This window comes from Bradyrhizobium sp. SZCCHNS2022 (assembly GCF_032377575.1).
GTDB classification, from domain to species: domain Bacteria; phylum Pseudomonadota; class Alphaproteobacteria; order Rhizobiales; family Xanthobacteraceae; genus Bradyrhizobium; species Bradyrhizobium aeschynomenes.
Genome location: NZ_JAUHHZ010000001.1, coordinates 7443148 through 7467116 on the forward strand (window position 1 = coordinate 7443148; position 23969 = coordinate 7467116).

Annotated in this window: 27 protein-coding genes; 13 read left to right on the plus strand and 14 right to left on the minus strand. The window is 65.7% G+C overall.

Annotated features, from left to right (window positions below):
* Positions 1–89 precede the first annotated feature (89 nt).
* Both QXZ94_RS33195 and QXZ94_RS33200 read left to right on the plus strand, forming a co-directional pair.
* On the plus strand, positions 90–1568 hold the full coding sequence (locus QXZ94_RS33195; protein WP_315725581.1) for a sensor histidine kinase: 1479 nt from the start codon (positions 90–92) through the stop codon (positions 1566–1568).
* Positions 1561–1935, plus strand: coding sequence for a response regulator (locus tag QXZ94_RS33200; protein ID WP_315725583.1), 375 nt, complete (start codon positions 1561–1563; stop codon positions 1933–1935). Before QXZ94_RS33195 ends, QXZ94_RS33200 begins: the two co-directional genes overlap by 8 nt.
* Before the next feature lie 43 nt (positions 1936–1978).
* On the opposite strand, the gene QXZ94_RS33205 is transcribed toward QXZ94_RS33200, so the two are convergent.
* Positions 1979–2821 (minus strand): AAA family ATPase, encoded by an 843-nt coding sequence (locus tag QXZ94_RS33205; protein WP_008964954.1) that lies wholly within the window; start codon positions 2819–2821, stop codon positions 1979–1981.
* A 98-nt stretch (positions 2822–2919) separates the two neighbouring features.
* Positions 2920–3165, minus strand: a complete 246-nt coding sequence (locus QXZ94_RS33210) for a GlsB/YeaQ/YmgE family stress response membrane protein (protein ID WP_172111121.1) — start codon at positions 3163–3165, stop codon at positions 2920–2922.
* 117 nt (positions 3166–3282) lie between these two features.
* On the opposite strand from QXZ94_RS33210, the gene QXZ94_RS33215 reads away from it, so the two are divergent.
* The 3 genes from QXZ94_RS33215 (at position 3283) to sseA (ending at position 6003) form a co-directional block, all read left to right on the plus strand.
* A complete protein-coding gene (locus tag QXZ94_RS33215) occupies positions 3283–4458 on the plus strand; it encodes a VWA domain-containing protein (protein ID WP_315726693.1) in 1176 nt (391 codons plus the stop codon).
* Between the two features lie 166 nt (positions 4459–4624).
* Positions 4625–5038, plus strand: a complete 414-nt coding sequence (locus QXZ94_RS33220) for a rhodanese-like domain-containing protein (RefSeq protein ID WP_172111120.1) — start codon at positions 4625–4627, stop codon at positions 5036–5038.
* A 107-nt stretch (positions 5039–5145) separates the two neighbouring features.
* Positions 5146–6003 (plus strand): 3-mercaptopyruvate sulfurtransferase, encoded by an 858-nt coding sequence (gene sseA / locus QXZ94_RS33225; RefSeq protein ID WP_315725588.1) that lies wholly within the window; start codon positions 5146–5148, stop codon positions 6001–6003.
* A 4-nt stretch (positions 6004–6007) separates the two neighbouring features.
* Here sseA and QXZ94_RS33230 read toward each other — a convergent pair whose 3' ends face one another.
* Entirely contained in the window at positions 6008–7015 is a 1008-nt protein-coding gene (locus QXZ94_RS33230) for a hypothetical protein (protein WP_315725590.1), read from the minus strand.
* A gap of 363 nt (positions 7016–7378) precedes the next feature.
* Between QXZ94_RS33230 and QXZ94_RS33235 the strand changes: the two genes are divergently transcribed.
* Complete coding sequence (locus tag QXZ94_RS33235) at positions 7379–8539, plus strand: L,D-transpeptidase (RefSeq protein WP_315725592.1); 1161 nt, start codon at positions 7379–7381, stop codon at positions 8537–8539.
* Between the two features lie 66 nt (positions 8540–8605).
* Here the strand turns inward: QXZ94_RS33235 and QXZ94_RS33240 are convergent, their stop codons facing one another.
* A complete protein-coding gene (locus tag QXZ94_RS33240) occupies positions 8606–9568 on the minus strand; it encodes a D-2-hydroxyacid dehydrogenase family protein (RefSeq protein ID WP_315725594.1) in 963 nt (320 codons plus the stop codon).
* Positions 9569–9712: 144 nt separating this feature from the next.
* On the minus strand, positions 9713–9931 hold the full coding sequence (locus QXZ94_RS33245; protein WP_172131644.1) for a hypothetical protein: 219 nt from the start codon (positions 9929–9931) through the stop codon (positions 9713–9715).
* 303 nt (positions 9932–10234) lie between these two features.
* Between QXZ94_RS33245 and ettA the strand changes: the two genes are divergently transcribed.
* From ettA to QXZ94_RS33265, 4 genes are all read left to right on the plus strand, one after another.
* Positions 10235–11884: an energy-dependent translational throttle protein EttA gene (gene ettA, locus QXZ94_RS33250; RefSeq protein WP_172131645.1), complete on the plus strand. Its 1650-nt coding sequence runs from the start codon at positions 10235–10237 to the stop codon at positions 11882–11884.
* Between the two features lie 144 nt (positions 11885–12028).
* Positions 12029–12610, plus strand: a complete 582-nt coding sequence (locus QXZ94_RS33255) for a TIGR00645 family protein (RefSeq protein ID WP_172111113.1) — start codon at positions 12029–12031, stop codon at positions 12608–12610.
* Positions 12611–12667: 57 nt separating this feature from the next.
* Positions 12668–12910 carry a hypothetical protein gene (locus QXZ94_RS33260; RefSeq protein WP_315725598.1) on the plus strand — a complete coding sequence of 81 codons (243 nt, stop codon included), beginning with the start codon at positions 12668–12670 and terminating at the stop codon, positions 12908–12910.
* A gap of 30 nt (positions 12911–12940) precedes the next feature.
* Positions 12941–14152, plus strand: coding sequence for a lytic murein transglycosylase (locus QXZ94_RS33265; protein ID WP_315725600.1), 1212 nt, complete (start codon positions 12941–12943; stop codon positions 14150–14152).
* Positions 14153–14255: 103 nt separating this feature from the next.
* Here QXZ94_RS33265 and QXZ94_RS33270 read toward each other — a convergent pair whose 3' ends face one another.
* Both QXZ94_RS33270 and QXZ94_RS33275 read right to left on the minus strand, forming a co-directional pair.
* The gene (locus QXZ94_RS33270; RefSeq protein ID WP_008964967.1) at positions 14256–14537 is read right to left on the minus strand and encodes a hypothetical protein; all 282 of its coding nucleotides are present in this window, start codon (positions 14535–14537) and stop codon (positions 14256–14258) included.
* 219 nt (positions 14538–14756) lie between these two features.
* A complete protein-coding gene (locus QXZ94_RS33275; protein ID WP_172111111.1) occupies positions 14757–15095 on the minus strand; it encodes a hypothetical protein in 339 nt (112 codons plus the stop codon).
* A 166-nt stretch (positions 15096–15261) separates the two neighbouring features.
* Here QXZ94_RS33275 and QXZ94_RS33280 point away from each other — a divergent pair, with 166 nt between their 5' ends.
* The 3 genes from QXZ94_RS33280 (at position 15262) to bfr (ending at position 16583) form a co-directional block, all read left to right on the plus strand.
* Complete coding sequence (locus tag QXZ94_RS33280; protein WP_315725605.1) at positions 15262–15528, plus strand: hypothetical protein; 267 nt, start codon at positions 15262–15264, stop codon at positions 15526–15528.
* Between the two features lie 163 nt (positions 15529–15691).
* Complete coding sequence (locus tag QXZ94_RS33285) at positions 15692–15976, plus strand: bacterioferritin-associated ferredoxin (RefSeq protein WP_315725607.1); 285 nt, start codon at positions 15692–15694, stop codon at positions 15974–15976.
* A gap of 121 nt (positions 15977–16097) precedes the next feature.
* The gene (bfr, locus tag QXZ94_RS33290) at positions 16098–16583 is read left to right on the plus strand and encodes a bacterioferritin (protein WP_006615586.1); all 486 of its coding nucleotides are present in this window, start codon (positions 16098–16100) and stop codon (positions 16581–16583) included.
* Between the two features lie 102 nt (positions 16584–16685).
* Here the strand turns inward: bfr and QXZ94_RS33295 are convergent, their stop codons facing one another.
* The 7 genes from QXZ94_RS33295 to QXZ94_RS33325 all read right to left on the minus strand — a co-directional run bounded on the left by QXZ94_RS33295 (position 16686) and on the right by QXZ94_RS33325 (position 23889).
* Complete coding sequence (locus tag QXZ94_RS33295; RefSeq protein ID WP_172111108.1) at positions 16686–16997, minus strand: DUF3240 family protein; 312 nt, start codon at positions 16995–16997, stop codon at positions 16686–16688.
* Positions 16994–20071 (minus strand): CusA/CzcA family heavy metal efflux RND transporter, encoded by a 3078-nt coding sequence (locus tag QXZ94_RS33300; protein ID WP_315725610.1) that lies wholly within the window; start codon positions 20069–20071, stop codon positions 16994–16996. Before QXZ94_RS33300 ends, QXZ94_RS33295 begins: the two co-directional genes overlap by 4 nt.
* Positions 20068–21195, minus strand: coding sequence for an efflux RND transporter periplasmic adaptor subunit (locus QXZ94_RS33305; RefSeq protein WP_315725613.1), 1128 nt, complete (start codon positions 21193–21195; stop codon positions 20068–20070). Before QXZ94_RS33305 ends, QXZ94_RS33300 begins: the two co-directional genes overlap by 4 nt.
* 167 nt (positions 21196–21362) lie before the next feature.
* Positions 21363–21968, minus strand: coding sequence for a pyridoxamine 5'-phosphate oxidase family protein (locus QXZ94_RS33310; protein ID WP_315725615.1), 606 nt, complete (start codon positions 21966–21968; stop codon positions 21363–21365).
* A gap of 31 nt (positions 21969–21999) precedes the next feature.
* Positions 22000–22416, minus strand: a complete 417-nt coding sequence (locus tag QXZ94_RS33315) for a DoxX family protein (RefSeq protein ID WP_315725617.1) — start codon at positions 22414–22416, stop codon at positions 22000–22002.
* Between the two features lie 36 nt (positions 22417–22452).
* Positions 22453–22806 carry a hypothetical protein gene (locus QXZ94_RS33320; protein ID WP_409998782.1) on the minus strand — a complete coding sequence of 118 codons (354 nt, stop codon included), beginning with the start codon at positions 22804–22806 and terminating at the stop codon, positions 22453–22455.
* Positions 22807–22827: 21 nt separating this feature from the next.
* Positions 22828–23889, minus strand: coding sequence for an alpha/beta fold hydrolase (locus QXZ94_RS33325; protein ID WP_315725620.1), 1062 nt, complete (start codon positions 23887–23889; stop codon positions 22828–22830).
* Positions 23890–23969 lie beyond the last annotated feature (80 nt).

Genomic DNA, 23969 nt, shown 5'->3' on the forward strand with positions numbered 1-23969 from the left:
GGTCGGTCGAAGCCGCGGTCGACAGGAAACGCCCGGCGCTTGGCGCATGCTCAGGTTTCACGATACGATGCCGAAAAAAGGGGCAGCAAGTGAACGAGCATTCGGACGCCGTGCGCGCGGACACGCAGATGCTCGCGCCCCAGGCCGACGTCGTGCAGGGCGCCGATGCGATGGCGCGACTGCGCGCCAGCGAGGAGCGTTTCCGCGCCTTCGTGACCGCGAGCTTCGATGTCGTCTATTGCATGAGCCCGGACTGGAGCGAGATGCGCTTTCTCCGAGGCAAGGATTTCATTGCCGATACGACGACCCCGAGCCGGCGCTGGCTCGCGAAGTACATCCCTTCCGAAGACCAGCCGCAGGTGCTGGACGCCGTCGGCAGGGCCATTGCGACGAAGAGCGTGTTCGAGCTGGAGCACCGTGTCATCAGGGTCGACGGTACGCTCGGCTGGGCGCATTCGCGTGCCGTTCCCATGCTCGACGGCAACGGCGAGATCGTCGAGTGGTTCGGAGCGGCGCGCGACGTCACCGAGCAGAAGCTGGCCGAGCACGAGTTGCGCAAGAGCGAGGAGAGGCTGCGGAGTGCGGTCGAGGTCGGGCGGCTCGGCCTGTGGGACTGGAACGTCGCAACCGGCGAGGTCTACTGGTCGGACGAGCACTTCCGCCTGGAAGGCTATGGTGTCGGAGAGGTGAACCCGAGCTACGAGGCCTGGACGGCGCGTATTCATCCGGAGGATCGTGCCGGGACCGAGGCAGCGCTGCGCCGGGCGATGGAGGCCGGCGAGGAATATGTCCGCGAATTTCGCGTCGTGCATCCGGACGGTTCAATCCGCTATTTGTATGGTCGCGGGCGCTTCTTCTACGACGCCGCCGAACAGCCGATCCGCATGACCGGCGCGATGCTCGATGTCACCGAGCGGCGGGAGTGGGAGGAGCGGCAGAAGGTGCTGGTGGCCGAGCTGCAGCATCGCACGCGCAACCTGTTGGGCGTGGTCCGCTCGATGGCCGACAAGACGGCGCGCGCCAGCACCGATCTGGCCGATTTCCGCGCCCGCTACCGGGATCGGCTGGATACGCTGTCGCGCGTGCAGGGGCTCTTGTCGCGCCTGAACGAGCATGACCGGGTCACCTTCGACGACCTGATCCGCAGCGAGCTGTCCGCGGTTGCCGGCGTCTCCGAGCGCGTGGAGCTCGCCGGCCCATCGGGTGTACGGCTGCGGTCGTCGACGGTGCAGACGCTCGCCATGGCGCTGCATGAGCTCGCCACCAACGCGCTCAAATACGGTGCGCTGGGGCAACCGTCCGGTCGTCTCACGGTAACCTGGTCGCTCGAGCGTCATGGGGCGGAAGACAAGCCCTGGCTGCATATCGATTGGCGGGAGAGCGGCGTCGACATGCCGCCGCCCGGCGCGGAACCCGCCGGTACGGGGCAGGGGAGGGAGCTGATCGAGCAGGCCCTGCCGTATCAGCTCAGCGCCAAGACGTCGTACAATCTCGCGCCTGATGGCGTCTGCTGCACGATTTCGATTCCCGTCTCACTCACCACGCTGGAGCTCGATGAGCATGCCTGAACGCTCGCTGCGCGACCGCCATATCCTCGTCGTCGAGGACGAATACATGCTGGCCGACGAGCTGCGTTGCGCTCTCGGCGACGCCGGCGGCACGGTGCTCGGTCCGGTCGGAACCGTTCCCGATGCGCTCGCCTTGATCAGGCGCGAGGGACGGATCGAAGGCGCCGTCCTCGACGTCAATCTGCGCGGCGAGATGGCGTTTCCGGTGGCGGATCTGCTGGTCGCACGCGGCGTGCCCTTCGTGTTCACGACGGGCTATGACGAATCCATCATCCCGGAGCGCTTCTCGCACATCCTGCGTTGCGAGAAGCCGATTGCCGTCGATGGCATCGTAGGCGTGCTCGGGCGCATGGTCGTCGGGCGTTGAGCGCGGCCGCGGCATGTGGCTGATCCCGCCAAGCCGCAACGTCTCACACCTCGCGGCGGCTGAGGAAGGCGAGTCGCTCGAACAGATGCACGTCCTGCTCGTTCTTGAGCAGGGCGCCGTGCAGCGGCGGGATCAGCTTGCGCGGATCGCGCTCACGGAGCTGCTCGGGGCCGATGTCCTCGTTGAGCAGCAGCTTGAGCCAGTCGAGCAGCTCCGAGGTCGACGGCTTCTTCTTCAGGCCGGGCACGTCGCGCACCTCGAAGAAGATCCGCAGGGCTTCCTCGACCAGCCGCTTCTTGATGTTGGGGAAGTGCACGTCGACGATGCGGCCCATCGTGTCGGCATCGGGGAACTTGATGTAGTGGAAGAAGCAGCGGCGCAGGAACGCGTCCGGCAGCTCCTTCTCGTTGTTCGAGGTGATGATGACGATCGGGCGCAGCTTCGCCTTGATGGTCTCGTTGGTCTCGTAGACGTGGAATTCCATCCGGTCGAGCTCGAGCAGCAGGTCGTTCGGAAACTCGATGTCGGCCTTGTCGATCTCGTCGATCAGCAGCACCGGACGCTGCTCGGCCGTGAAGGCCTCCCACAGCTTGCCGCGCTTGATGTAGTTCTTGATGTCGGAGACTCTGGAATCGCCGAGCTGGCTGTCGCGCAGGCGGGAGACGGCGTCGTATTCGTAGAGGCCCTGCTGCGCCTTGGTGGTCGACTTGATGTGCCAGGTCAGCAGCGGCGCGTTGACGGCTTTCGCGACCTCCTCGGCCAGCACGGTCTTGCCGGTCCCGGGCTCGCCCTTCACCAGGAGCGGGCGTTCGAGCACGATCGCCGCGTTGACGGCCACCTTCAGATCATCGGTGGCGACGTAGTCCTGGGTGCCGGTAAATTTCATCGCGCCTCGCTTGTCGATCGAACTTGTGTTGAGTGGCTACGCAGCGGCGACCGCCGCTGCGGCTTTGAGATGATGGCTGCCATTGGAAGGGGAAATAATCAAGCGCGCCGGATCACGGCCAGGATCACGAGCACGATGACGGCACCGATCGTGGCGTCCAGGATCGCGCCCAGCGTGCCGCTGGCCAGCGCGATGTGCAGCGCCGGCAGGACGTAGCTTGCGACCAGCGCGCCGATGATACCGACAACAATGTTGCCGATCAGGCCAAAACCGGCGCCGCGAACGATCAGGCCGGCCAGCCAGCCAGCAATGGCGCCAATGATGATGGCGACGATAAGACTCATAGGAAGCCCCCATTCAGAACTCTGTTCCATGGATTGTAGAGCAAAAAGGCGGCCGGTCCAGTATGCCCGGTTCCGACAGGCCTTGACGGGCGGAGAGGGGCGGGCAATCTAATGGGCATGTTCCTGCAATTCTTCACAGCACTGCGCGACGCGCAGGTCCCGGTCTCCTTGCGTGAATATCTCACGCTGATGGAGGCGATCGATGCCGATCTCGCCGAGCATTCGGTCGAGAACTTCTACTATCTGTCGCGCACGGCGCTGGTGAAGGACGAGCGCAATCTCGACAAGTTCGATCGCGTGTTCGGCACCGTGTTCAAGGGATTGGAAAATCTCCTGGATGCGATGGAGAAGGCCGAGATCCCCGTGGAATGGCTGCGGAAGCTCGCCGAGAAGTATCTGACCGAGGAAGAGAAGAAAGAGATCGAGGCCATGGGCTGGGACAAGCTCATGGAGACCTTGAAGAAGCGGCTGGAAGAGCAGAAGGGCCGGCACCAGGGCGGCAGCAAGTGGATCGGCACCGCCGGCACCTCGCCTTTCGGCGCCTATGGCTACAATCCCGAAGGCGTCCGGATCGGACAGGAGAAGAACCGCAACAATCGCGCCGTGAAGGTGTGGGACCGTCGCGAGTTCAAGGATCTCGACGGCAATGTTGAGCTCGGCATCCGCAACATCAAGGTGGCGCTGCGCCGCCTGCGCAAGTTCGCCCGCACCGGCGCGCCGGACGAGCTCGATCTGGACACCACGATCCGCGAGACCGCCAATCACGGCTATCTCGACGTGCACATGCGGCCCGAGCGGCGCAATGCGGTGAAGGTGCTGGTGTTCTTCGACATCGGCGGCTCGATGGACTCGCACGTCGCCCAGGTCGAGGAATTGTTCTCGGCCGCCAAGAGCGAATTCAAGCACATGGAATATTTCTACTTCCACAACTGCCTCTATGAAGGCGTGTGGAAGCAGAACAAGCGGCGCTTCACCGATCGCACGCCGACCTGGGACGTGCTTCACAAATATCCGCACGACTACAAGGTCGTGTTCGTCGGCGACGCGTCGATGTCGCCTTACGAGATCATGGTGCCCGGCGGCTCGGTCGAGCATGTCAACGAGGAGCCGGGCTCGGTCTGGCTCGACCGCGTGATCCGCACCTATCCGCATACGGTGTGGCTCAACCCGGTGGCGCAGAAGCACTGGGACTATTCCGAATCCACCACCATTATCCGCCGCCTCTTCTCCGAGCGCATGTATCCGATCACGATCGAGGGTCTGGAAGCGGCGATGAAGGAGCTGGTGCGCTAGAACGGTCCGTCATTCCGGGGCGGTCGCGACAGCGACCGAACCCGGAATCCAGAGGTTGTCGTATCAGTTCTGGATTCCGGGTTCGGTCCTGCGGACCGCCCCGGAATGACGGCGAATGTGACGGCGTGCCAGATGCCAAGAGGACGCGCCAGAAGGAAACGAGAGAATGCCCCAGACCATCACCCGCGGCATCAAGGCGCTGCTCGACGAAGCCAATGCCGAGATCGAGACGCTCTCGGCGGCTGACGCGATCGAGGCGGCCAAGCGCGAGGATGTCGTGATCGTCGACATCCGCGACCCGCGCGAGATCGAGCGCGAGGGCAGGATTCCCGGCGCATTCTCCTGCACCCGCGGCATGCTGGAGTTCTGGATCGATCCGCAGAGCCCCTACGCCAAGCCGATCTTTCAGGCGGACAAGAGGTTCATCTTCCACTGCGCCGGCGGCCTGCGCTCGGCGCTCGCCGCCAAGACGGCGCAGGACATGGGCCTGACACCGGTCGCCCATATCGGCGGCGGCTTCGCCGCCTGGCGCGAGGCCGGCGGACCGGTCGAAGCGTGGGCGCCGAAGAAGAAGGATTGAACCTGATCGTCACACGCAGGCTTGACCCGCGTGTCCATCGCTTGAAGAAGATGGACCGCCGGGCCAAAGCCGGCGATGAGGCAATGAAGCGATCCTGGAGCCAGGCCATGACCACCCCAAACGACCCTCTCGTCTCGACGGACTGGCTCGCGGCGCATCTCGGCGACCCCAAGATCAAGGTGGTCGACGCGACGTTCAAGATGCCCGGCGTGCTGCCGCTGCCGAAGGATGACTACCTGAAGGCGCACATTCCCGGCGCCGTGTTCTTCGACGTCGACGAGGTCTCGGATCATTCCAACCCGCTGCCGCACATGTATCCGAGCGCCGAGCAGTTCGGCCGCGATGCCGCCCGGCTCGGCATCAGCAATGGCGATACGGTGGTGGTCTATGATTCAGGCGGCTGGGTCGCCGCGCCCCGCGCCTGGTGGATGTTCCTGTCGTTCGGCCACAAAGACATTCGCGTGCTCGATGGCGGCCTGAAGAAGTGGACCGCCGAGGGGCGGCCGGTCGACGGCGGCCAGGTGACGCCGGCGCTCGGCAGCTATGGCGCGAGCTTCGACGCCGCGCGCGTGCGCAGGATCGAGCAGATGGTCGCGAATCTCGCCGGCAATGCCGAGCAGGTGATCGACGCGCGGCAGGCGCCGCGCTTCGCCGGCGAGGTGGCGGAGCCCCGGCCCGGCCTGCGGTCCGGCCACATCCCCGGCAGCCGCAACCTGCCTTACGCGGAGCTGTTCGACGCCGCGACCGGCCTGATGAAGCCGCTCGAGGAACTGCGCAAGGCGTTCGGTGCAGTCGGGGTCGATCTGGCAAAGCCGATCGTGACCTCCTGCGGCTCCGGCGTGTCGGCAGCCGTGCTGACGCTGGCGCTCTATCGCCTCGGCATCCGCGACACCGCGCTGTACGACGGCTCCTGGTCGGAATGGGGTGTCGAAAACGGCCCGCCGGTGGCGACGGGCGCCGCTTGAGCGGTTAGCGCGTCCGCGGCCCGGCCGCCTGCGGCCCAACGGCCTGCGGTTGACCGAACGGCTGCTGTCCGAACGGATCAGGGAAAGCCTGCTGCTGCTGTTGAGCGGCAGCGGCCTGTCGCGCCGAGCGGACCCGCTGCGCGATGCGGCGCTGCTTGGCCCGGCGCGCGGCGACCTGCTTCTCGCGGGCCAGACGCTTCTTGAGAATGCTCCGGCGCAACTGCACGCTCGCGATCTTCACCGAGGCACGGTGCTCGCCGGCGGCGGGCCGCTCCTGATGGGCCGGCTGTTCGGCGAGCGCAGCAAGCTTGGCCGCGATCGGATCGAGCACGGCGGCCGCCGGCGCGGACGGGATCGGAGCCGCGGTCGTCATCGTCGGATCGGCGCTGGCGAGGACCTGGGCGGCGGCTGCGACGGGAACGATCGCGGCGTCGCTCGAGACGGTCGCTGCTGATGCGGCGGCAGGTTGGGGAGTGGTGTCCATCCTGGGCCTGTCGGAGGCCTTGTCGATGGCAACGACGACCGAAGCAGTCAGCTCCGAAGCGGTGCGCTCCGGCTTACCGCCGTCGGTCCGCTCGTTCGGTTCAACTGTCACACTCTTGATCGCAGCGGAGACCGAGGCGGTGTCGACCGTCTCCGCAGGGAGCGATGGCGTCGGCAATGCGGGCGGTTCGGCCGCGACCGTCGCCTCGATCTTCTCCGTGACCGGAGCTGCAGCCGCCGGCGGGCTCGACGGCTCGGCCGCTGTCGCCGAAGGCGCATCGGTTGCGCTCAACGGCGGCGCGACGGGTTGCGCCGGGCTCGGCTCGACCCGCAGCACGGCCAGAACCGGCGTCGGCTCGGCCGGCGGCAGGAAGGCCGTGAAGCCGGAGGCCTGAGTCGAGCGCCAGGACGAGTTGCTGGCGAACTGCTCATGGGCGGCGCGCAACAGGGCTGCAGCGCCCATGCCGAAGATGGTGAGAGAGATCGAACAGAGGATCGCGGCGACGAGGAAACGAAAGCCGGGAAGCATTGACGGGAACTCTCGTCACGGCAGCGGGGCTGCCGAGACCTTCGAGCCAGTAGGGAACGCGGTGATCACAGGGAATGGCAGGGTTCACGACGGGGCCGGCTTCTGCCGTGCATCGCGAATCAGGCTGAGGTCAGAATACCGAAAGCGTTCCCGCTCGCTCGTCAAATCGCGGCGGAGATGCGGCTCGCGGCGGCTCTGCTGCACTTTTTCGGCGGCGTGAGACTTCCGTGCAACGACGGGGACATGATCACAAATTGCCGAAGTCGGACCGCTCCGGCCGGAATTGTCTTGAATGCGCCGCTATCTTCGGCCATTTGGCACAGCAAAGGTCCCAATCGGCGGCTTGGGGATATTGCAAGGGCAATGATGATCAGACACATCCTGACGGTTTGCGCGGTCGCGGCAGCGGGCGTGACGGCAACCTCGTTTGCCGAGGCACAGCAGGTCTATCAGACCGCGCCGGGCGCGTATTCACCGCAGCCCACGCCCTATCCGGCCGATGTGCGCGGACAGGCCCCTGATTTCGACGCGCTCGACGACGAGGATGCGCCGGGCAACTCGGCGGCTCTTCCGCCTCCTGGGCCGGTGATGTCGCCCGATGATCCCCGCTACGGCCGTCCCGCTGGCGCCCCGGTCTATGGCGCGGCGCCGACCGGCCCGGTGATGTCACCGGACGATCCGCGTTATGGCCGCCCGGCAAGTGCGCCGCCGGTGATTTACGCTGATCGGCCGGCCTCCGGTCAGCAGGCTTACGGCACCTATGGCAATGGTGCGCCCGGTGGCGACGCCGGTGCGCCGCGTCCGCCAGGCGTGGTGAGTGGCGCTACCAGCGTGCCGGGCACCGCGCAGGCGCCGGCCGGCGACCGCCCGATGACCGTCGCAGCGCTGCCGCCGGAAGAGCAGCCCGATGCCGCGCCGGCTCCGCTGCCGGCCAACCTGCGCCGCCAGGAGGTCGACTTCGTCACCAAGGAGCCGCCCGGAACCATCGTCGTCGATACGCCCAACACCTATCTCTATCTCGTGCTCGGGAACGGCCGGGCGATGCGCTACGGCGTCCGCGTCGGCCGCGAAGGCTTCACCTGGACCGGCGTGCAGAAGATCACCAAGAAGACCGAGTGGCCGGACTGGTACCCGCCGAGCGAGATGATCGAGCGCCAGCCCTATCTGCCACGCTTCATGGCCGGCGGGCCGGGCAACCCGCTGGGTGCCCGCGCGATGTATCTCGGCTCGACCGTCTACCGCATCCACGGCACCAACCAGCCGTCGACGATCGGTAAGTTCGTCTCGTCGGGCTGCATCGGCATGCTGAACGACGACGTCGCCGACCTGTTCGAACGCGTCAAGGTCGGCACCCGCGTCGTGGTCATGCCGGGCGGAGCACCTCCCGGCTCGAGCAAGAACATGGCGGCGGCGGGCCCAGCCGTGCCGGCGCAGCAGCAGGTCCAGATTCCGGTTCAGGCCCAGGCGACGGGTAGCCAGCCGACGACGGTGCAGCCGTTGCCGCCGCCGGTCACGATCCGCTGAATCGGGCTTTGATCAATTGAAACACCCTCCTCGCGGAGGGTGTTTTGCTTTGGGCTGTTGCGCGGGTCAGGCCAGCCGTCGCGGAGGTTCCGCGCCGCCGAGCCAGGCTGCGATGCAATCGACCATCTGGCTGTAGTGGGCGCGAAAGCTCTCCTCGGTGACGTAGCCGAGATGCGGCGTCAGCACGACGTTGTCGAGCCCGCGCAGCGGGTGGACGACCGGCAGCGGCTCGACCGTGAACACGTCGAGGCCGGCGCCGGCGATGCGCTTCCCGCGCAGGGCCTGCAGCAGCGCCACCTCATCCACGATGGGGGCCCGCGAAGTGTTGACGAGATAGGCCGAAGGCTTCATCCGCGCGATGTCGGCGGCGCCGACCAGCCCGCGCGAACGGTCGCTGAGCACGACATGGATGGTGATGATGTCCGCGGTCGCAAACAGCTCCTCTTTGGTCGCGTAGCCGACGCCGGCCTCCTTGCAGCGCTCCGGCGTCAGGTTGGGGCTCCAGGCGATCACGTCCATGCCGAACGCCTTGGCGAGCCCCGCAACCTTGCTGCCGAGCTTGCCGAGCCCGATCACGCCCAGCGTCCTGCCCTCGATCTCGATGCCGCCCAGCGCCTGCCAGGGCTGGCCGGCGTGCATCCGGGCGTTCTCCTGGCCGATCCTGCGGGTCAGTTCCAGGATCAGGCCCATGGTGAGAGGTGCGGTCGGATCCCGACCATATTGCGTGCCGCAGACCACGATGCCCCGGGCCTTCGCGGCCTCGGTATCGATCGCAGCGTTGCGCATGCCCGAGGTGATCAGGAGCTTCAGCTTCGGCAGCCGCTCGATCAGGGTGCGCGGCAACGGTGTCCGCTCACGCATCGCGCAGACGATGTCGACATCGGCCAGTGCGGCGGCGGCCGCATCCTCGCCGGCGAACGGATGGGTGAAGGCGGTGACGTCCACCTTGTCGGCCAGACGCGGCCAATCGGCCAGTGACAGCGCCGTATCGTAATAGTCATCGAGGATTGCACAGCGCAGCCGCGTCATCGGCAAAGGTCCATTCGTCGGGAGAGGGCGTCATTCGAGCAACGCCGTCGGGAATGGAGCCATGCTTGCGCGCAAAGTGCCGGCGGCGCAAGGCGCGGTCTCAGTCACCAGGGCAAGGCGCCAGGGGCGGGTGCAGGCGAGCGGTCAGTCGAGGTCGGCCTTCAGACGGAACGCGGCGTCGTTGCCGTATTTGGCCCGCCAGGCCGGTCCCGGGCCGCGCATGTAATGCAGTTCCGGCCGGTAGGGATGGAAGGCACGCGCAACGAATTCGCGCCAGAAGCCTCGGATGTCCTCGACGAGGCCGGATCGGTTCGGGCGTTCTGCCGCTGCAGCGGACAGGGAGACTGACGAAAGGGTTGCCATGACGGGCTCTCGCTGTTGTCGGCTGGGCTTGTCGCCGCTTGGGCGCGCGGTTCTTGCGTGCCGAGACCGAGTGTCCCGCTGAATTAATTAAAAGACGGTTGCAATTGTCGTGACCGGCCGCACACATCGTGTCGGATCCGTAATCGTCCGTGAGGCGGCAGGCCCACGCCGACCACCATGCGTCGGGCTTCTCCCGGCATTTGTTCCGGCCGGGACCGGCTCGCCGGTTGCCCTTTGGGGACCGCGCGGTTACATCAGCGACAACCATTTTCCGAAAATTCAGGCAGGTTCGAGGGACACGCGATGGCGCGCCAGTTCGTCTATTTCATGCAGGGTCTGTCCAAGACCTATCCGACCCGCAAGGTGCTCGATAACATCCATCTGTCGTTCTACCCGGATGCCAAGATCGGCGTGCTCGGCGTCAACGGCTCGGGCAAATCGACCCTGCTCAAGATCATGGCGGGGATCGACAAGGACTATACCGGCGAGGCCTGGGTCGCAGAGGGCGCCCGCGTCGGCTATCTCGAGCAGGAGCCGCAACTCGATCCGAAGCTCACCGTGCGCGAGAACGTCATGCTCGGCGTCGCCAAGCAGAAGGCGATCCTCGATCGCTACAACGAGCTGGCGATGAACTACTCCGAGGAGACCGCCGACGAGATGACCAAGCTGCAGGACGAGATCGAGGCGCAAGGCCTGTGGGATCTCGACAGCAAGGTCGACCAGGCGATGGATGCGCTGCGCTGCCCGCCCGACGATGCCGACGTCACCAAGCTGTCCGGCGGCGAGCGCCGTCGCGTCGCCTTGTGCAAGCTGCTGCTCGACCAGCCCGAACTGCTGCTGCTGGACGAGCCGACCAACCATCTCGACGCCGAATCGGTGTCCTGGCTCGAAGGTCATCTGCGCAATTATCCCGGCGCGATCCTGATCGTCACCCACGACCGCTACTTCCTCGACAACGTCACCAGCTGGATCCTGGAGCTCGATCGCGGCCGTGGCATTCCCTACGAGGGCAATTACTCGTCCTGGCTGCAGCAGAAGCAGAAGCGGCTGGAGCAGGAGGGCCGCGAGGACGCCGCGCATCAGCGCACTCTGGCGCGCGAGCAGGAGTGGATCGCGGCCTCGCCGAAGGCCCGCCAGGCCAAGTCCAAGGCGCGCTACCAGCGCTATGAGGAGCTGCTGAAGAAGGCCAGCGAGAAGCAGACCCAGACCGCGCAGATCATCATTCCCGTGGCCGAGCGGCTCGGCCAGAACGTCGTCGACTTCGAGGGGCTGTCCAAGAGCTTCGGCGACCGCCTCCTGATCGACAATCTCACCTTCAAGCTGCCGCCGGGCGGCATCGTCGGCGTGATCGGCCCGAACGGCGCCGGCAAGACCACGCTGTTCCGCATGATCACCGGGCAGGAGAAGCCGGACGCCGGAACCATCACCGTCGGCGAGACCGTGCATCTCGGCTATGTCGACCAGTCGCGCGACGCGCTCGACGGCAACAAGACGGTGTGGGAGGAGATCTCCGGCGGCAACGAGCTGATCCTGCTCGGCAAGAAGGAGGTGAACTCGCGCGGTTACTGCTCGGCGTTCAACTTCAAGGGCGCGGATCAGCAGAAGAAGGTCGGCGCGCTCTCGGGCGGTGAGCGCAACCGCGTGCATCTCGCCAAGATGCTGAAGTCGGGCGCCAACGTGCTGCTGCTCGACGAGCCGACCAACGATCTCGACGTCGACACGCTGCGCGCGCTCGAAGAGGCGCTGGAGGATTTCGCCGGCTGCGCCGTCATCATCAGCCATGATCGCTGGTTCCTCGATCGTATCGCGACCCACATGCTGGCCTTCGAAGGCGACAGCCATGTCGAATGGTTCGAGGGCAACTTCCAGGACTACGAGAAGGACAAGATGCGCCGGCTCGGCCAGGACAGCGTGATCCCGCACCGGGTCAAGTACAAGAAGCTGACGCGCTGACGGGCGGCATCACTCGGCGCGGCGCGGTCTCGCTTGCGGGACAATGCGCCGCGCCCCGCCTGCGGCCAGTTGTCGCTTCCCTGTGCGACATGATTGCGTAGATGGTAGGTTCCGCAATCGAATCTGGTCACGAGAAATCCCGACATGTCCTCTCCCGACGCCACCCTGTCCTCCAAGGGCGGAGCGCTGCGCCCCATTCCGATGCTGATTTTCGGCTCGCGCTGGCTGCAGTTGCCGCTCTACGTCGGATTGATCATCGCGCAGGGTGTCTATGTGGTGCTGTTCCTCAAGGAGCTCTGGCACCTGTTCGCGCATGCCTTCGACTTCTCCGAGCAGCAGATCATGCTCGCCGTGCTTGGCCTGATCGACGTCGTCATGATCTCGAACCTGCTCGTGATGGTGATCGTCGGCGGTTACGAGACCTTCGTGTCGCGGCTCAATCTGCAGGGCCATCCCGACGAGCCGGAATGGCTCAGCCACGTCAATGCCAGCGTGCTGAAGATCAAGCTGGCGATGGCGATCATCGGCATCTCGTCGATCCACCTGCTGCGCACCTTCATCGAGGCCGGCGCGCTGTCGTCGGGCAAGTCGACCTACACCGAGACCGGCGTGATGTGGCAGACCATCATCCACACGGTCTTCATCCTCTCGGCGATCGGCATCGCCATGGTCGACAAATTGTCGAATGCCGCGATCGAGGAGGCGAAGCAGGCCGCGGGACATTGAGGAGGGGAGCGCGAGTGGGCTGTTCACATTCTGTTCGCGGCGTGGTAGGCTCATGCCATGACCGAGGTGGAAAACATCGTCCTTGAACATCTGCGTCTGATCCGCGGGACGCTTGACTTGCTTCGCGAGGATGTCCGCGAGGTGAAGCTGCGCGTCGGTGGACTTGAACGCGAAGTTGCTCACGTTCACGTTGAGCTTGGCCAGGTTCACGTTCGGATCGCTGAGCTTTCGGAGCGCGTTGATCGTGTTGCGGGACGTTTGGAGCGTGTGGAGAAGCGCCTTGAATTGACAGAAGCTTAGGCGGACGCCGCAGTGTTGTTGCGCACGCTCTTGGCTTTGCTTCTCCTCGCATTTTCATCGTTCCTATCGATCGCGTACGCCGCCGACGCCGCCTTCACCCAATTCGTCGCCTCGCTCTGGCCCGAGGCCAAGGAGCAGGGCGTCTCGCGTGCGACGTTCGATGCCGAGACGCGCGAGCTCGAGCCCGACTACAAGCTCCCCGACCTGCTGCTGCCAGGCCGCCCGGCAACAGGCGCTCCGGCACAGGCCGAGTTCGTGCAGGTGCCGGCCGACTACATCAAGGAAGCCTCGATCGCGCGGCTCGCCGCGTATGGCCAGAAGCTGATCCAGCAATATCGTCCGGCGCTCGCCGAGATCGAGCGCCGCTTTGGCGTTCCCGGCCCGGTTGTGCTCGCGATCTGGGGCCGCGAGACCGATTTCGGCCGCTACGCGCTGCCCTATGATGCGCTGCGGGTGCTGGCCACCCAGGCCTATGTCGGCCGGCGCAAGGAGCAGTATCGCACCGAGTTCGTCATGGCGCTGAAGATGCTCAGCGACGGCGTGGTCTCGCGCCGCGATCTCAGGGCATCATGGGGCGGCGCGGTCGGCCTGACGCAGTTCCTCCCGTCGGAATACTACAAGCACGGCGTCGATCTCGATGGCGACGGCAAGGTCGATCTCTGGCACTCGGTGCCGGACGCGCTGGGCTCGACCGCGCAGCAGCTTGCCAACAAGGGTTGGCAGCGCGGCGTGCGCTGGGCCTACGAGGTCAAGCCGCCGGCGACTGTGGACTGCGCGATCGGCGTGCCGGAGGTGAAGAAGCCGATCGGCGAATGGCTCCGCGCCGGCTTCGTGCCGGTGCGAGGCCAGCGGCTCAGCGCCGCCGAGCAGCAGCAGCCCGCCTCGCTGCTGCAGCCTGAGGGCATCTATGGTCCGGCGTTCCTGACCACGGCGAACTACTTCGTCATCAAGGAATACAATTTCTCCGATCTCTACGTGCTGTTCGTCGGCCACCTGGCGGACCGCATGACGAGCCCGGCCGCGTTCGCGACACCGTGGGCGGCATCAAAGCAGCTTCGGAGCAAAGACGTCGAGGCGATGCAGAAGGGCCTGACACGACTTGGCCTCTACGCCGACAAGCTCGACGGCAAGGCCGGCATGCAGACCCGTGCCGCGCTCGGCGCATTCCAGAAGAGGGCGGGCCTGAAGGTGGACTGCTGGCCCAGCGAGGCTGTGCTGCAAGCGATCAACGCCGCGCGTTGACGCGCGTCGGTCGAGACGGCAACGACGACTCCGGGAAATGGCGGCGGCAAACAAAAAGCCCGGCCTTGAGGCCGGGCTTGATGCATTCTGACGTGGCCTCAGATCAGTAGCAGACGCGTACCGGGCGGGACACCCAGCCATAGCCGTCCCAATAGCGCTCACGGCGCCACACGCACGGCGGCGGGCCCGGCGGGGGGGCTTCGACATAGACCGGTCCGCCATAGGCCGGACGGCTGGAGGCAATCGCGCCGCCGATCAGGGCGCCGCCGATCAGGCCGGCAGCCACGCCGGCGCCAACGTCGCCAGCCTTCGCAGCCGGTGCGGTGACGCTCAGCGAACCTGCGATTGTCGCAACCGCGAGAACCGCGGTCAGGATCTTCTTCATGTTCCGAGATCTCCTGGAGGAAGCGCCCAAGCAGGCGCCGGGTGGTGAATTCTACGCACGATCGAGGGCCGTCAGTGTCGCGAGAAAACACGACAATCCGTCAACCCTTCGTAAACTCTGTCTGGCCTCATGCGACCGAAAAACGGTTTTTTGTGGCCAGAAGCGGCGGCCGTATTCGAAATTCCGGTGCAGGGTCAGAGAATTAATGAAGGTGAACGATCACTCGCACACCCGCACGCGGCGAATCCGCCAGCCATAACCGTCCCAGAACCGCTGACGCTGCCAGTAGCAGGCGTAACCCGGATCGGAGACGTAGGCCGGGCCACCATAATAGGAGTAGCCGGGTCCGTAGGAGTAACCGGGCGAATAGGAGTAGCCCGGCCCGTAATAATAGGGATTGCTGCCCGCGGCGATGGCGCCACCAATGAGGGCGCCACCGAGCAGACCGGCAGCGACGCCGGCGGCGACACGACCGTTGCGCGCTTCGGCAGGAGCGGGGGCCAGCGCTGCGGTCGACAGCGTCGCGACGGCGGCCAGGGCCGCAAGAGTCTTCTTCATGACCTTAACCTCTCTCACTCCAGGTCGGCGGATCGCGCATCAGGCGATACGGCAGGTTCACATATCCCGCTTGAATGATCAATGAACGGGCGCGTCCCATTGGACGACCCATGTCGAGGATACGTTCAATGCTGCATTGCACAAAATGCATTGACCTGGAGCAGGCATGCCCAGTGCTTTGATCATCGCGGTCGCGATCTGCCTGGCCGCGGGCGCCTGCTACGTGCTGCTGGTCGTGGTGGATTGGAAGGGTCGGCGGAGGGCCGCCGATACGACAGGGGCGGACTCGGGTGGTTCGTGGCCCTGGGAATCAGGCGCCGCTTCCGGCTGGTTCAACAATACCGCAACCGACGCCATGGGAAATCCGATCGATGGCGGCGGCTCCGACGGCGGTGGCGACGGGGGCGGAGGCGACGGCGGCGGAGGCGATTGAGGTGTCTCGGCGCAGCGAGTTTGATCTGCGACAAGGTCGCATTCTTAGATCCGGTCTAAGTCTACTATCAGATTGGAATAGCTTCAAAAGCGCCGTTTTCCCTTTGCGCGGGTAGGTGCGGATGACTATCGATAGCTGACCGAAGACGATTGGCCGGTTTCTCATGATTGTTTGTTCCTGCAACGTCATCAGCGATCACGACATCCGCAAGGCGGTGACCTCCGCCGACGAATTGCCGCGCAGCCCGAAGCAGGTCTATGGCTGCCTCGGCTGCAGCGCGGAATGCGGTCGCTGTGCGCGCACCATCAAGACCATCATCGACGAGGCGTTGGGGCCCTGTGCGCGCAATTGCCAGGCCGGCTGCCAGCATGCCCATGCCCACGGTCATTCCTCCGTCCAGGTGGTAGAGGACGACCTCCAAAGCCGCTTTGCGCTGGCTGCCTGCTGAAGCGCGCTTCTGCCTTCGATATCGCCTGTTTCGCCCCAAAAATGCACATGAACGGGGTCGTCTCCGCACTTCGAACCTGTTATTGAGCGCCTGCGGCCTCTAACTTTTTCGGAGCTTATCCATGCAGGGCGACCCCAAGGTCATCGAATATCTCAACAAGGGATTGCGCAGCGAACTGACTGCCATCAACCAGTATTGGCTGCACTATCGCCTGCTGAACAACTGGGGCCTTCTGGAGATGGCCAAGGTCTGGCGCAAGGAATCCATCGAGGAGATGGAGCACGCCGACAAGTTCACCGATCGCATCCTGTTCCTCGACGGTTTCCCGAACATGCAGGTGCTCGATCCCTTGCGCATCGGCCAGAACGTCAAGGAGATCATCGAATGCGATCTCGCCGCCGAGATCGGCGCGCGGACGCTCTACCAGGAAGCCGCAACCTATTGCCACGGCGTCAAGGACTACGTGTCGCGCGACCTGTTCGAGCAGCTGATGAAGGACGAGGAGCACCACATCGATTTCCTCGAGACCCAGCTCGATCTGATCGGCCGCATCGGTCTGGAACTCTATACGCAGAAGCACGTCGGCGGCCTCGAGAGCGAGCATTGATGCTCGCCGCCCGGCGGCATTCCCCATCGCAACAGGTTGGTTCAAGGCTGGTCTCGCAGGCCTTGAATCGACCCTGCAGGCCGATTTGAGAGCTCGGCGGGCTCAGTCGATGATCCCGAAAGCCGTCACGGGCATGACCCAATAGACGAGCTTGGTTCCTCCGAAAGCGCTCCTGAGCCGCTCCAGCAGCCGCTCGCAATCCGCTTCCTGCAGCACGATCCGCACCACGATCTCATCAGCATGACCCTTGACCCGCTCTGCGGCGCTGCGCAGCCGCACGCGCGCGCCATGTCCGGCTGCGTCCGAGGCGGTGAATCCCGTGACGAGGTCCGTCTGCTCGGTGATGTAGTCGAACAGCTCCTCGCGCAGCTCACACGGCGCGATCAGCGTCAGGCACGCCGCTTGGCCCGTCATGTCGCTTCCTTCGTTGCCGCGCCGTAGCGGCGGTACAGGATCGGCAGCAGGATCAGGGTCAGCAGCGTCGATGACAGCAGGCCGCCGATCACGACGATCGCGAGGGGGCGCTGAACCTCAGAACCTGGACCGGACGCAAACAGCAGGGGAATCAGTCCCAGTGCAGTGATGCTGGCCGTCATCAGCACCGGACGCAGCCTGCGCCGCGCGCCCTCGACGACGATGCGCTGCTCGGACAGTCCGTGACTTCGGAGCTGATTGAAATGCGATACCAGCACGACACCGTTCAAGACGGCAATCCCGAGCAGGGCGATGAAGCCGACAGAAGCGGGGACAGAGAGATATTCTCCCGTCGACACCAGCGCGAACACCCCGCCGATCAAGGCGAAGGGAATGTTGACCAGCACCAGCAGCGCCTGGCGAACGGAGCCGAACGTCGTGAACAGCAGCACGAAGATCAGGCCGATCGCCACCGGCACCACGATCGAAAGCCGCGCGGCGGCGCGCTGCTGGTTCTCGAACTGTCCGCCCCAGGTCATCCGGTACCCGGCGGGGAGCTGCAGCTCGGCTGCGACCTTCTGCTGGGCGGCCTGAACGAAGCCCACCATGTCGCGGCCGCGGACGTTGCTGCGTACCACGCTCATGCGATTGCCGTCCTCTCGGTCGATCTTCACCGGACCGTCGACGCGCTGGATGCGCGCGACCTGCGACAGGGCCACGTGCTGTCCGGCCGCCAGCGTCAGCGGCAGCATCGCGAGCAGGGTCGGGGCCTCACGCGTCGTCTCGCTGCCGCGGACCAGGATCGGTGTCCGTCGTCCCGTCTCCAGCGCGGTGCCGATCGTACGTCCCTCGATCTGGGTCCGAAGCGACGTGGCGATGGAATCGACCGTGAGACCAAGGCGGCCTGCTTCCAGCCGGTTGACCGTGACCGTGTAGTACTGCGCGCCCTCGTTCAAGGTCGTGTAAACGTCCTCGGCGCCGTCGACGCTCGACAGGAGCGCTGAAAGCTTGGCCGCGATGTCGTTGAGCCGTGCGATATCGGGCCCGAAGATCTTGACGGCGACGTCGCCCCGGACGCCGCTGATCATCTCCTGGACGCGCATGTCGATGGGCTGGGTGAAGCTCAGCGAGATGCCGGGAAAGGCGGTCAGCACGTCGCGAAGTTGCTGCAGCAGGGCTTCGCGGCTGGGGGTTTGCCGCTGGTCCGCCGGCTTGAGCACCAGGAACGTGTCGGTCTGGTTGGGACCCATGGGGTCGAGACCGAGCTCGTCCGAGCCGGTGCGCGCGATGATGCCGGCGATGTCGGGCACCTTCATCAAGGCCGCCTGCAGCCGCGCATTGATGGCAACGGATTCATCGAGATTGACCGACGGCAGCGTTTCCACGCTCACGATGATGTCGCCCTCGTCCATCGTCGGCATGAAGGTCTTGCCGAGCTGGGTGTAGCCGTAGCCGGCGGCGACGAGGCTGAGCATGGCGGCGAGGATGACCTTGCGCTCGTTGCCCAGCGCCCAGTCGAGCGCGGGTGCGTAGACGCGCTGCGCGGCCCGGATCAGCAGCGGATCTTCGTGGGAGGCCGATTTGAGCACGAACGACGTCGCGACGGGTATCACGGTGAGCGCCAGCAGCAGCGACGCCGCCAGCGCGAAGATGATGGCCAGTGCGACGGGGATGAAGAGCTTACCTTCGAGCCCCTGCAGCGTCAGCAGCGGCACGAATACGATGATGATGATCAGGACCCCGGAGGCCACCGGCTGCAGCACCTCGCACACCGAGCGATAGATGATGTGGATCAGTGGCGTCGTCCTGTCGGGATCGTGCTTGCCGAGATTGCCGACGATGTTCTCGACTACGACCACCAGCGCATCGATCAGCATTCCGATCGCGATCGCGAGTCCGCCCAGGCTCATCAGGTTGGCGGACATGCCGACCGCGCGCATCACCAGCAGCGCGATCATGATCGCCAGCGGCAGGCTGAGCGCGATCACCAGCGAGGCGCGCCAATTGCCGAGGAAGAGCAACAGCAGCACCACGACCAGCACCGTCGCCTCGCCGAGCGCCCGCACCACCGTGCCGACGGCGCGGTTGACCAGCCGGCTGCGGTCGTAAAACACGTTGATCGTGACGCTGGCGGGCAACGATGGTTTCAGCTCGTCGAGCCGTGTCCGGACGTCGCGCACCAGCTGGCCGGCATTGGCGCCGCGCAGCCCGAGCACCAGTCCTTCGACGGTCTCGCCCTTGCCGTCGGCGGTGACGGCGCCGTAGCGGGTCAGGGCCCCGATCCTCACCCGTGCGACATCGCTGACGCGGATCGGGATGCCGTCGCGGGTGTCGACGACGATCGCCCTGATGTCGTCGATCCCGCGGATGCTGCCTTCGATCCGCACCAGGGCGCTGTCCTCGCCCTGGTTCACGCGGCCGGCGCCGTCGTTGCGGCTGTTGGCCTCGATCGCCTTGCGGAACAGATCAAAGGAGATGCCGCGGGCCGCCAGCGCATCGTTGCGCGGAACGATCTCGAACGCGCGGACGTGGCCGCCCAGGGCATTGACGTCGGCGACGCCCGGCACGGTGCGCAGCGCCGGCCGGATCACCCAATCCAGCAGGCTGCGACGCTCGGCGAGCGACAGCTCGGGGCTGTCGATCGTGAACATGAACATCTCGCCGAGCGGGCTGGTGATCGGCGCCAGGCCGCCGCTCACGCCTTCGGGCAAGTCGCGCGAGATGTTCGACAGCCGCTCCGATACCTGGTTACGCGCCCAGTAGATGTCGGTGCCGTCCTCGAAATCGACGGTGATGTCGGCCAGGGCGTATTTGGTGGTGGAGCGCAGGATCTTCTTGTTCGGCAGCCCGAGCAGCTCGAGTTCGATCGGCACGGTGATGCGCTGCTCGACCTCCTCGGGCGTGAGGCCCGGCGCCTTCATGATGACCTTGACCTGCACCGGCGAGACATCCGGGAAGGCGTCGATCGGCAGGCTCGGCAGGAAGACGGCCGCAGCACCGATCAACAGCATCACACTGAGAACGACGAACAGCCGCTGCGACAACGCGAAGGCGACGAGTCGCTGCAGCCTCATTGCCCGAGCCGCGAGAGAATGCCGCGCAACGCGGAGATGCCGCCGACCGCCACCTCGTCCTGCTCCGTGACCGGGCCGGACACGACGACGTGGTCCTGATCTTCGGCGAGCAGCGTGACCGGAACCTGGCGGAACCCGCCGGCGATCGCGACGAAGATCGAGGCCTGATCGCCGCGGCGGACCAGACCGCTATAGGGAATCTCCCAGGCGCTCTCGCCGGCGGAGATGAAGCCGATGCGTGCTGCGGCGGTCTGCCCGGAATGCAGCTCGCCATTGTTGGGGATCTCGGCGCGCACGAGGATCGTCTGGGTGGCCGCGTCGGTCGTTTCCGATACCAGGATGACGCGACCTGGTGTCGCGTAGCCGTCGATGTCGACACGTGCGCCGGCCTTGATGGCACCGATGTTGGTGGCAGGAATGGCGATCTCGGCCCAGAGGGGCGACAGCCGTGCGAGCTTCACCAGCGGGGCGGCCTGCTCCATGCGCTGGCCTGGCGACACCACGATGTCGACCACCGATGCGGCTTGCGGCGCGTTGACCGTCAGCGTCGCGCTGATCGCGGCCTCATTGGTCAGGCGCGTGATGGCCTCGTCGGAAAGGCCGCTGAGATGCAGCATCTGCCGCCGCTCTGCGACCACGATGCTGGCCTGGCGCGCCTCCGTCTGGCTGGACTCCAGGACGCGCTGCGGGATCGCCTTGCCTTCGAACAGGTCGGCGTTGCGCTTCAGCTGCTGGACGGCGAGAACCTCCTGCGCGAGGGCATGCAGATAGTCACGCTGCAGCGACACGTAGCTCGGGCTCTCCAGCGTCAGCAGCGGCTGTCCGGCAGTGACGCGGTCGCCCCGCGCCACCGCCAGATTGGTGACCATGCCGGAGACCGGAGCGCTCACGACCCACAATTGCGGAGTCGGGATCACGATCTGGGCCGGATAGGGCAAGGTCCTGTCGGTCCGGCTCGAGATGGGGTGGGTGACGCGGATGCCGAGGTTCTGCGCCTGGGCCGGCGTGAGCTTCACATCCTCGGCGGACGCCGCGCACGGCAGCGCGCCGGAGCCGAGCAGCAGAAGCGTGCCGGTCCAGAGAGCAGCGAAGCTGTGACGTGCACTGCGAGCGGGCTCTGGCATGACCGAGATCGGTTCCAGCTTCGGAGAATGACGCATTCATACCTAATTTCTGCCGCGTGGGTGGCCGTTGACCTGCATCAAACCCCGTACTCACGACTTCCGGCGCGCATCCTTACCCGGCTCCAGCTGACGCCTCGCTGACACATTCAGGCGAAACAGTGGCTTTTTCAGAGCTGCTCGCGCCACCGGGCGTCGGTCACGTCCTGCGGTTCGGGTGCACCGAGGCTGGTCTGATCGTGGATGATCTCGCTGATGCTCGGCATCGCCGAGCGTGGCACCTGCGCCTCCTGCGACCATAGTTTGGAGCGCATGATCGCCTTGCCGCAATGGAAGTAGATCTCCTGAACGGTAATCACGAGCACGGAGCGCGGCGGCTTGCCGAACTCCTCGAGCCTCGCGAGCAGGTCGGGATCGGTCGACAGCGATGCCGTGCCGCCGACGCGCAGCGTCTCGTTGATTCCGGGCACGAAGAAGATCAATTGCACCTGGCCCGAGCCGTCCGCCACGTTGCGGAGGCTGTCGAGTCGGTTGTTGCCGGGGCGATCCGGCATCAGCAGCCGCCGATCGCCGTCGATCTGGACGAATCCCGGATGCCCGCCGCGCGGCGAGGCATCGACGCTGCCGTCGCTGCCCGATGTCGCCATCACGCAGAACGGCGACAGCATGATGAACTTGCGGCTGTGAGCATCGAACCCCGGGCGCACCTTGGCGATCACCCGCTCGTTCGGTTTCGGATAGATCGCCGCAAGATCGGCATCGGCTGGGTCGCTCACGGCTCTTTCTCCTGTTCACATCATCTCGCCGTCACGCATCGTGGCGCCAGGGCCAGTCGATCACCGCTGCGCTGTAGAGCGCCCACCAGACCAGCACCGGCTGAAATGCCAGGCGCGGACCATGATACAGCCAGCTGCTGCCGAGATAGGGCAGGTCGATGCCCTCGATCGCATGCTTGACGTTTGCCGGCCAGACGCACACGGCATAGGCGGCAAGCCCGATCCCCGCCCAGCGCCGCAGCGGCCTCGTCACCAGTGCCGCCGCGCCGGCGAGCTCGCAAAGTCCGGTGAGCAGGATGACCTGCGGGGCAAACGGAACGACCGACGGCGTGATCCGCAGGAACGGCTCGGGGGTAACGAGATGCGCGACCCCCGCTGCGGTGTAGAACGCCGCCATCAGCCAGCGCATGACCGCGCGGGTCCCGTCGTCACGCAACGGCTCCGTCATGGCCACATCCCCACAACCGACCTCGCAGCGCCCAGCTCAGACGGCATCGGCGGGCACGAAGCAGCTGATGATGATGTCGCCGCGGTGATGAACATACCATACCACCGCCTCGCCGATCGGATTGCCGCGGTCGCGGATGATGGCGCGCTCCGGCACCGCCATCCAGCGCCCCTCGATCGGCACCCAATAGGTGCCGTCCCGCACGTCATAGATCGTTCGGTGGCCGTCGGAAACGTCGCAGCAGGGCACGCCGTTGGGGGCGATCACGCTCTTGAACCAGGCCCTGATATCGGGCGGCACGTTCTCGAACTGGCCGTTGTCGATGGCGAGCGCGCCGCTTGCGCAGGCCAGGGAGCCCATCAGAACAGCGGCCAGCATCGCCTTGCACATTCGTCCGTCCCTTCTCCGAGCTCAGGTGCCCCGCTGCGGCGCCGTGGCGAGCAGCTCGCGCAGCGGCTCCACATAGAATTTCGCGTTGCCGGTGGTGAGATGGCCGCGCGTTTCGGGCGAGGTCGGGATCAGCAGGACCTTGCCGTTGGCCACGCGCTTCATCGCCTCGGCGGTGACGCCCGTCTCCGGCGGATTGCGCTCGTCGTCGGCCGAGTTGATCAGCATGACCGTGGCCTTGATCTTGTCGAGATCGGCCGCCGGATTGTAGTCGTGCGAGGACTCCCACTGATAGATGAAGTCGTTGGCGTCGGTGGGGATCGGCGTGGCCAGCCGCTCCTCGACCATCTTGTCGGCCTTGGCCGCGGTCGGCGCCGCCAGCTGATAGGCGACGGTGCCGCCGGCGGTGGCCGTGCCATACGCCGTGACGGCGTATTTCATCATGCGCGGCTGCGCCGTGTAGTTGCCGCCATTGTAGTCGGGATCGTTGCGGATCGTCTCCAGCATGATCCGGCGCAGCATCCAGTTCCGGGCCGCCATCTCGGTCGGCTGCGAGGCCATCGGCACCGCGACATCCATGAAGTCCGGGTAGCGCGTCGCCCACACCCAGCTATGCATCCCGCCCATCGAATTGCCGATCACGAGGCGGACGTGCTTGATGCCGAGACCCTCGGTCAGCAGCCGGTGCTGCGCGTCGACCATGTCGGCGTAGTCGTAGGCGGGAAACCTGGTCTTCAGCCCGTCGGACGGCTTCGACGATTTGCCGTGGCCGATGCTGTCGGGGATGATGATGTAGTACTTGGTCGCATCGAGCGGCTGGTCCTTGCCGAACAATTCGCCCGCAAACGGCGCCCCCAGCATGCTGGCGCCCGAGCCGCCGGTGCCATGCAGCACCAGGACCGGCTGGCCGGTGGGCTCGCCGACGGTCGTGTAGTGCAGCTTCAGCTCGGGCAGCGTTTCGCCGGTGTGAAACTTGAAATCCTTGACGACGAAGTCGCCCTGCTTCGGCGCGGGGTAGTCGGCGGCGCGGGCCGGCGCGCAAAAAACCACGGCGGCGGCAAAGACGGCGGCAAGCGGTCGGAGCATGTGTTTCCCCTGCAAATGCGCGGCTCTTTGCGGCCGCGTCGGGGGCATGATAGCACGGTCTTCGACCTGGTTCAGCACCG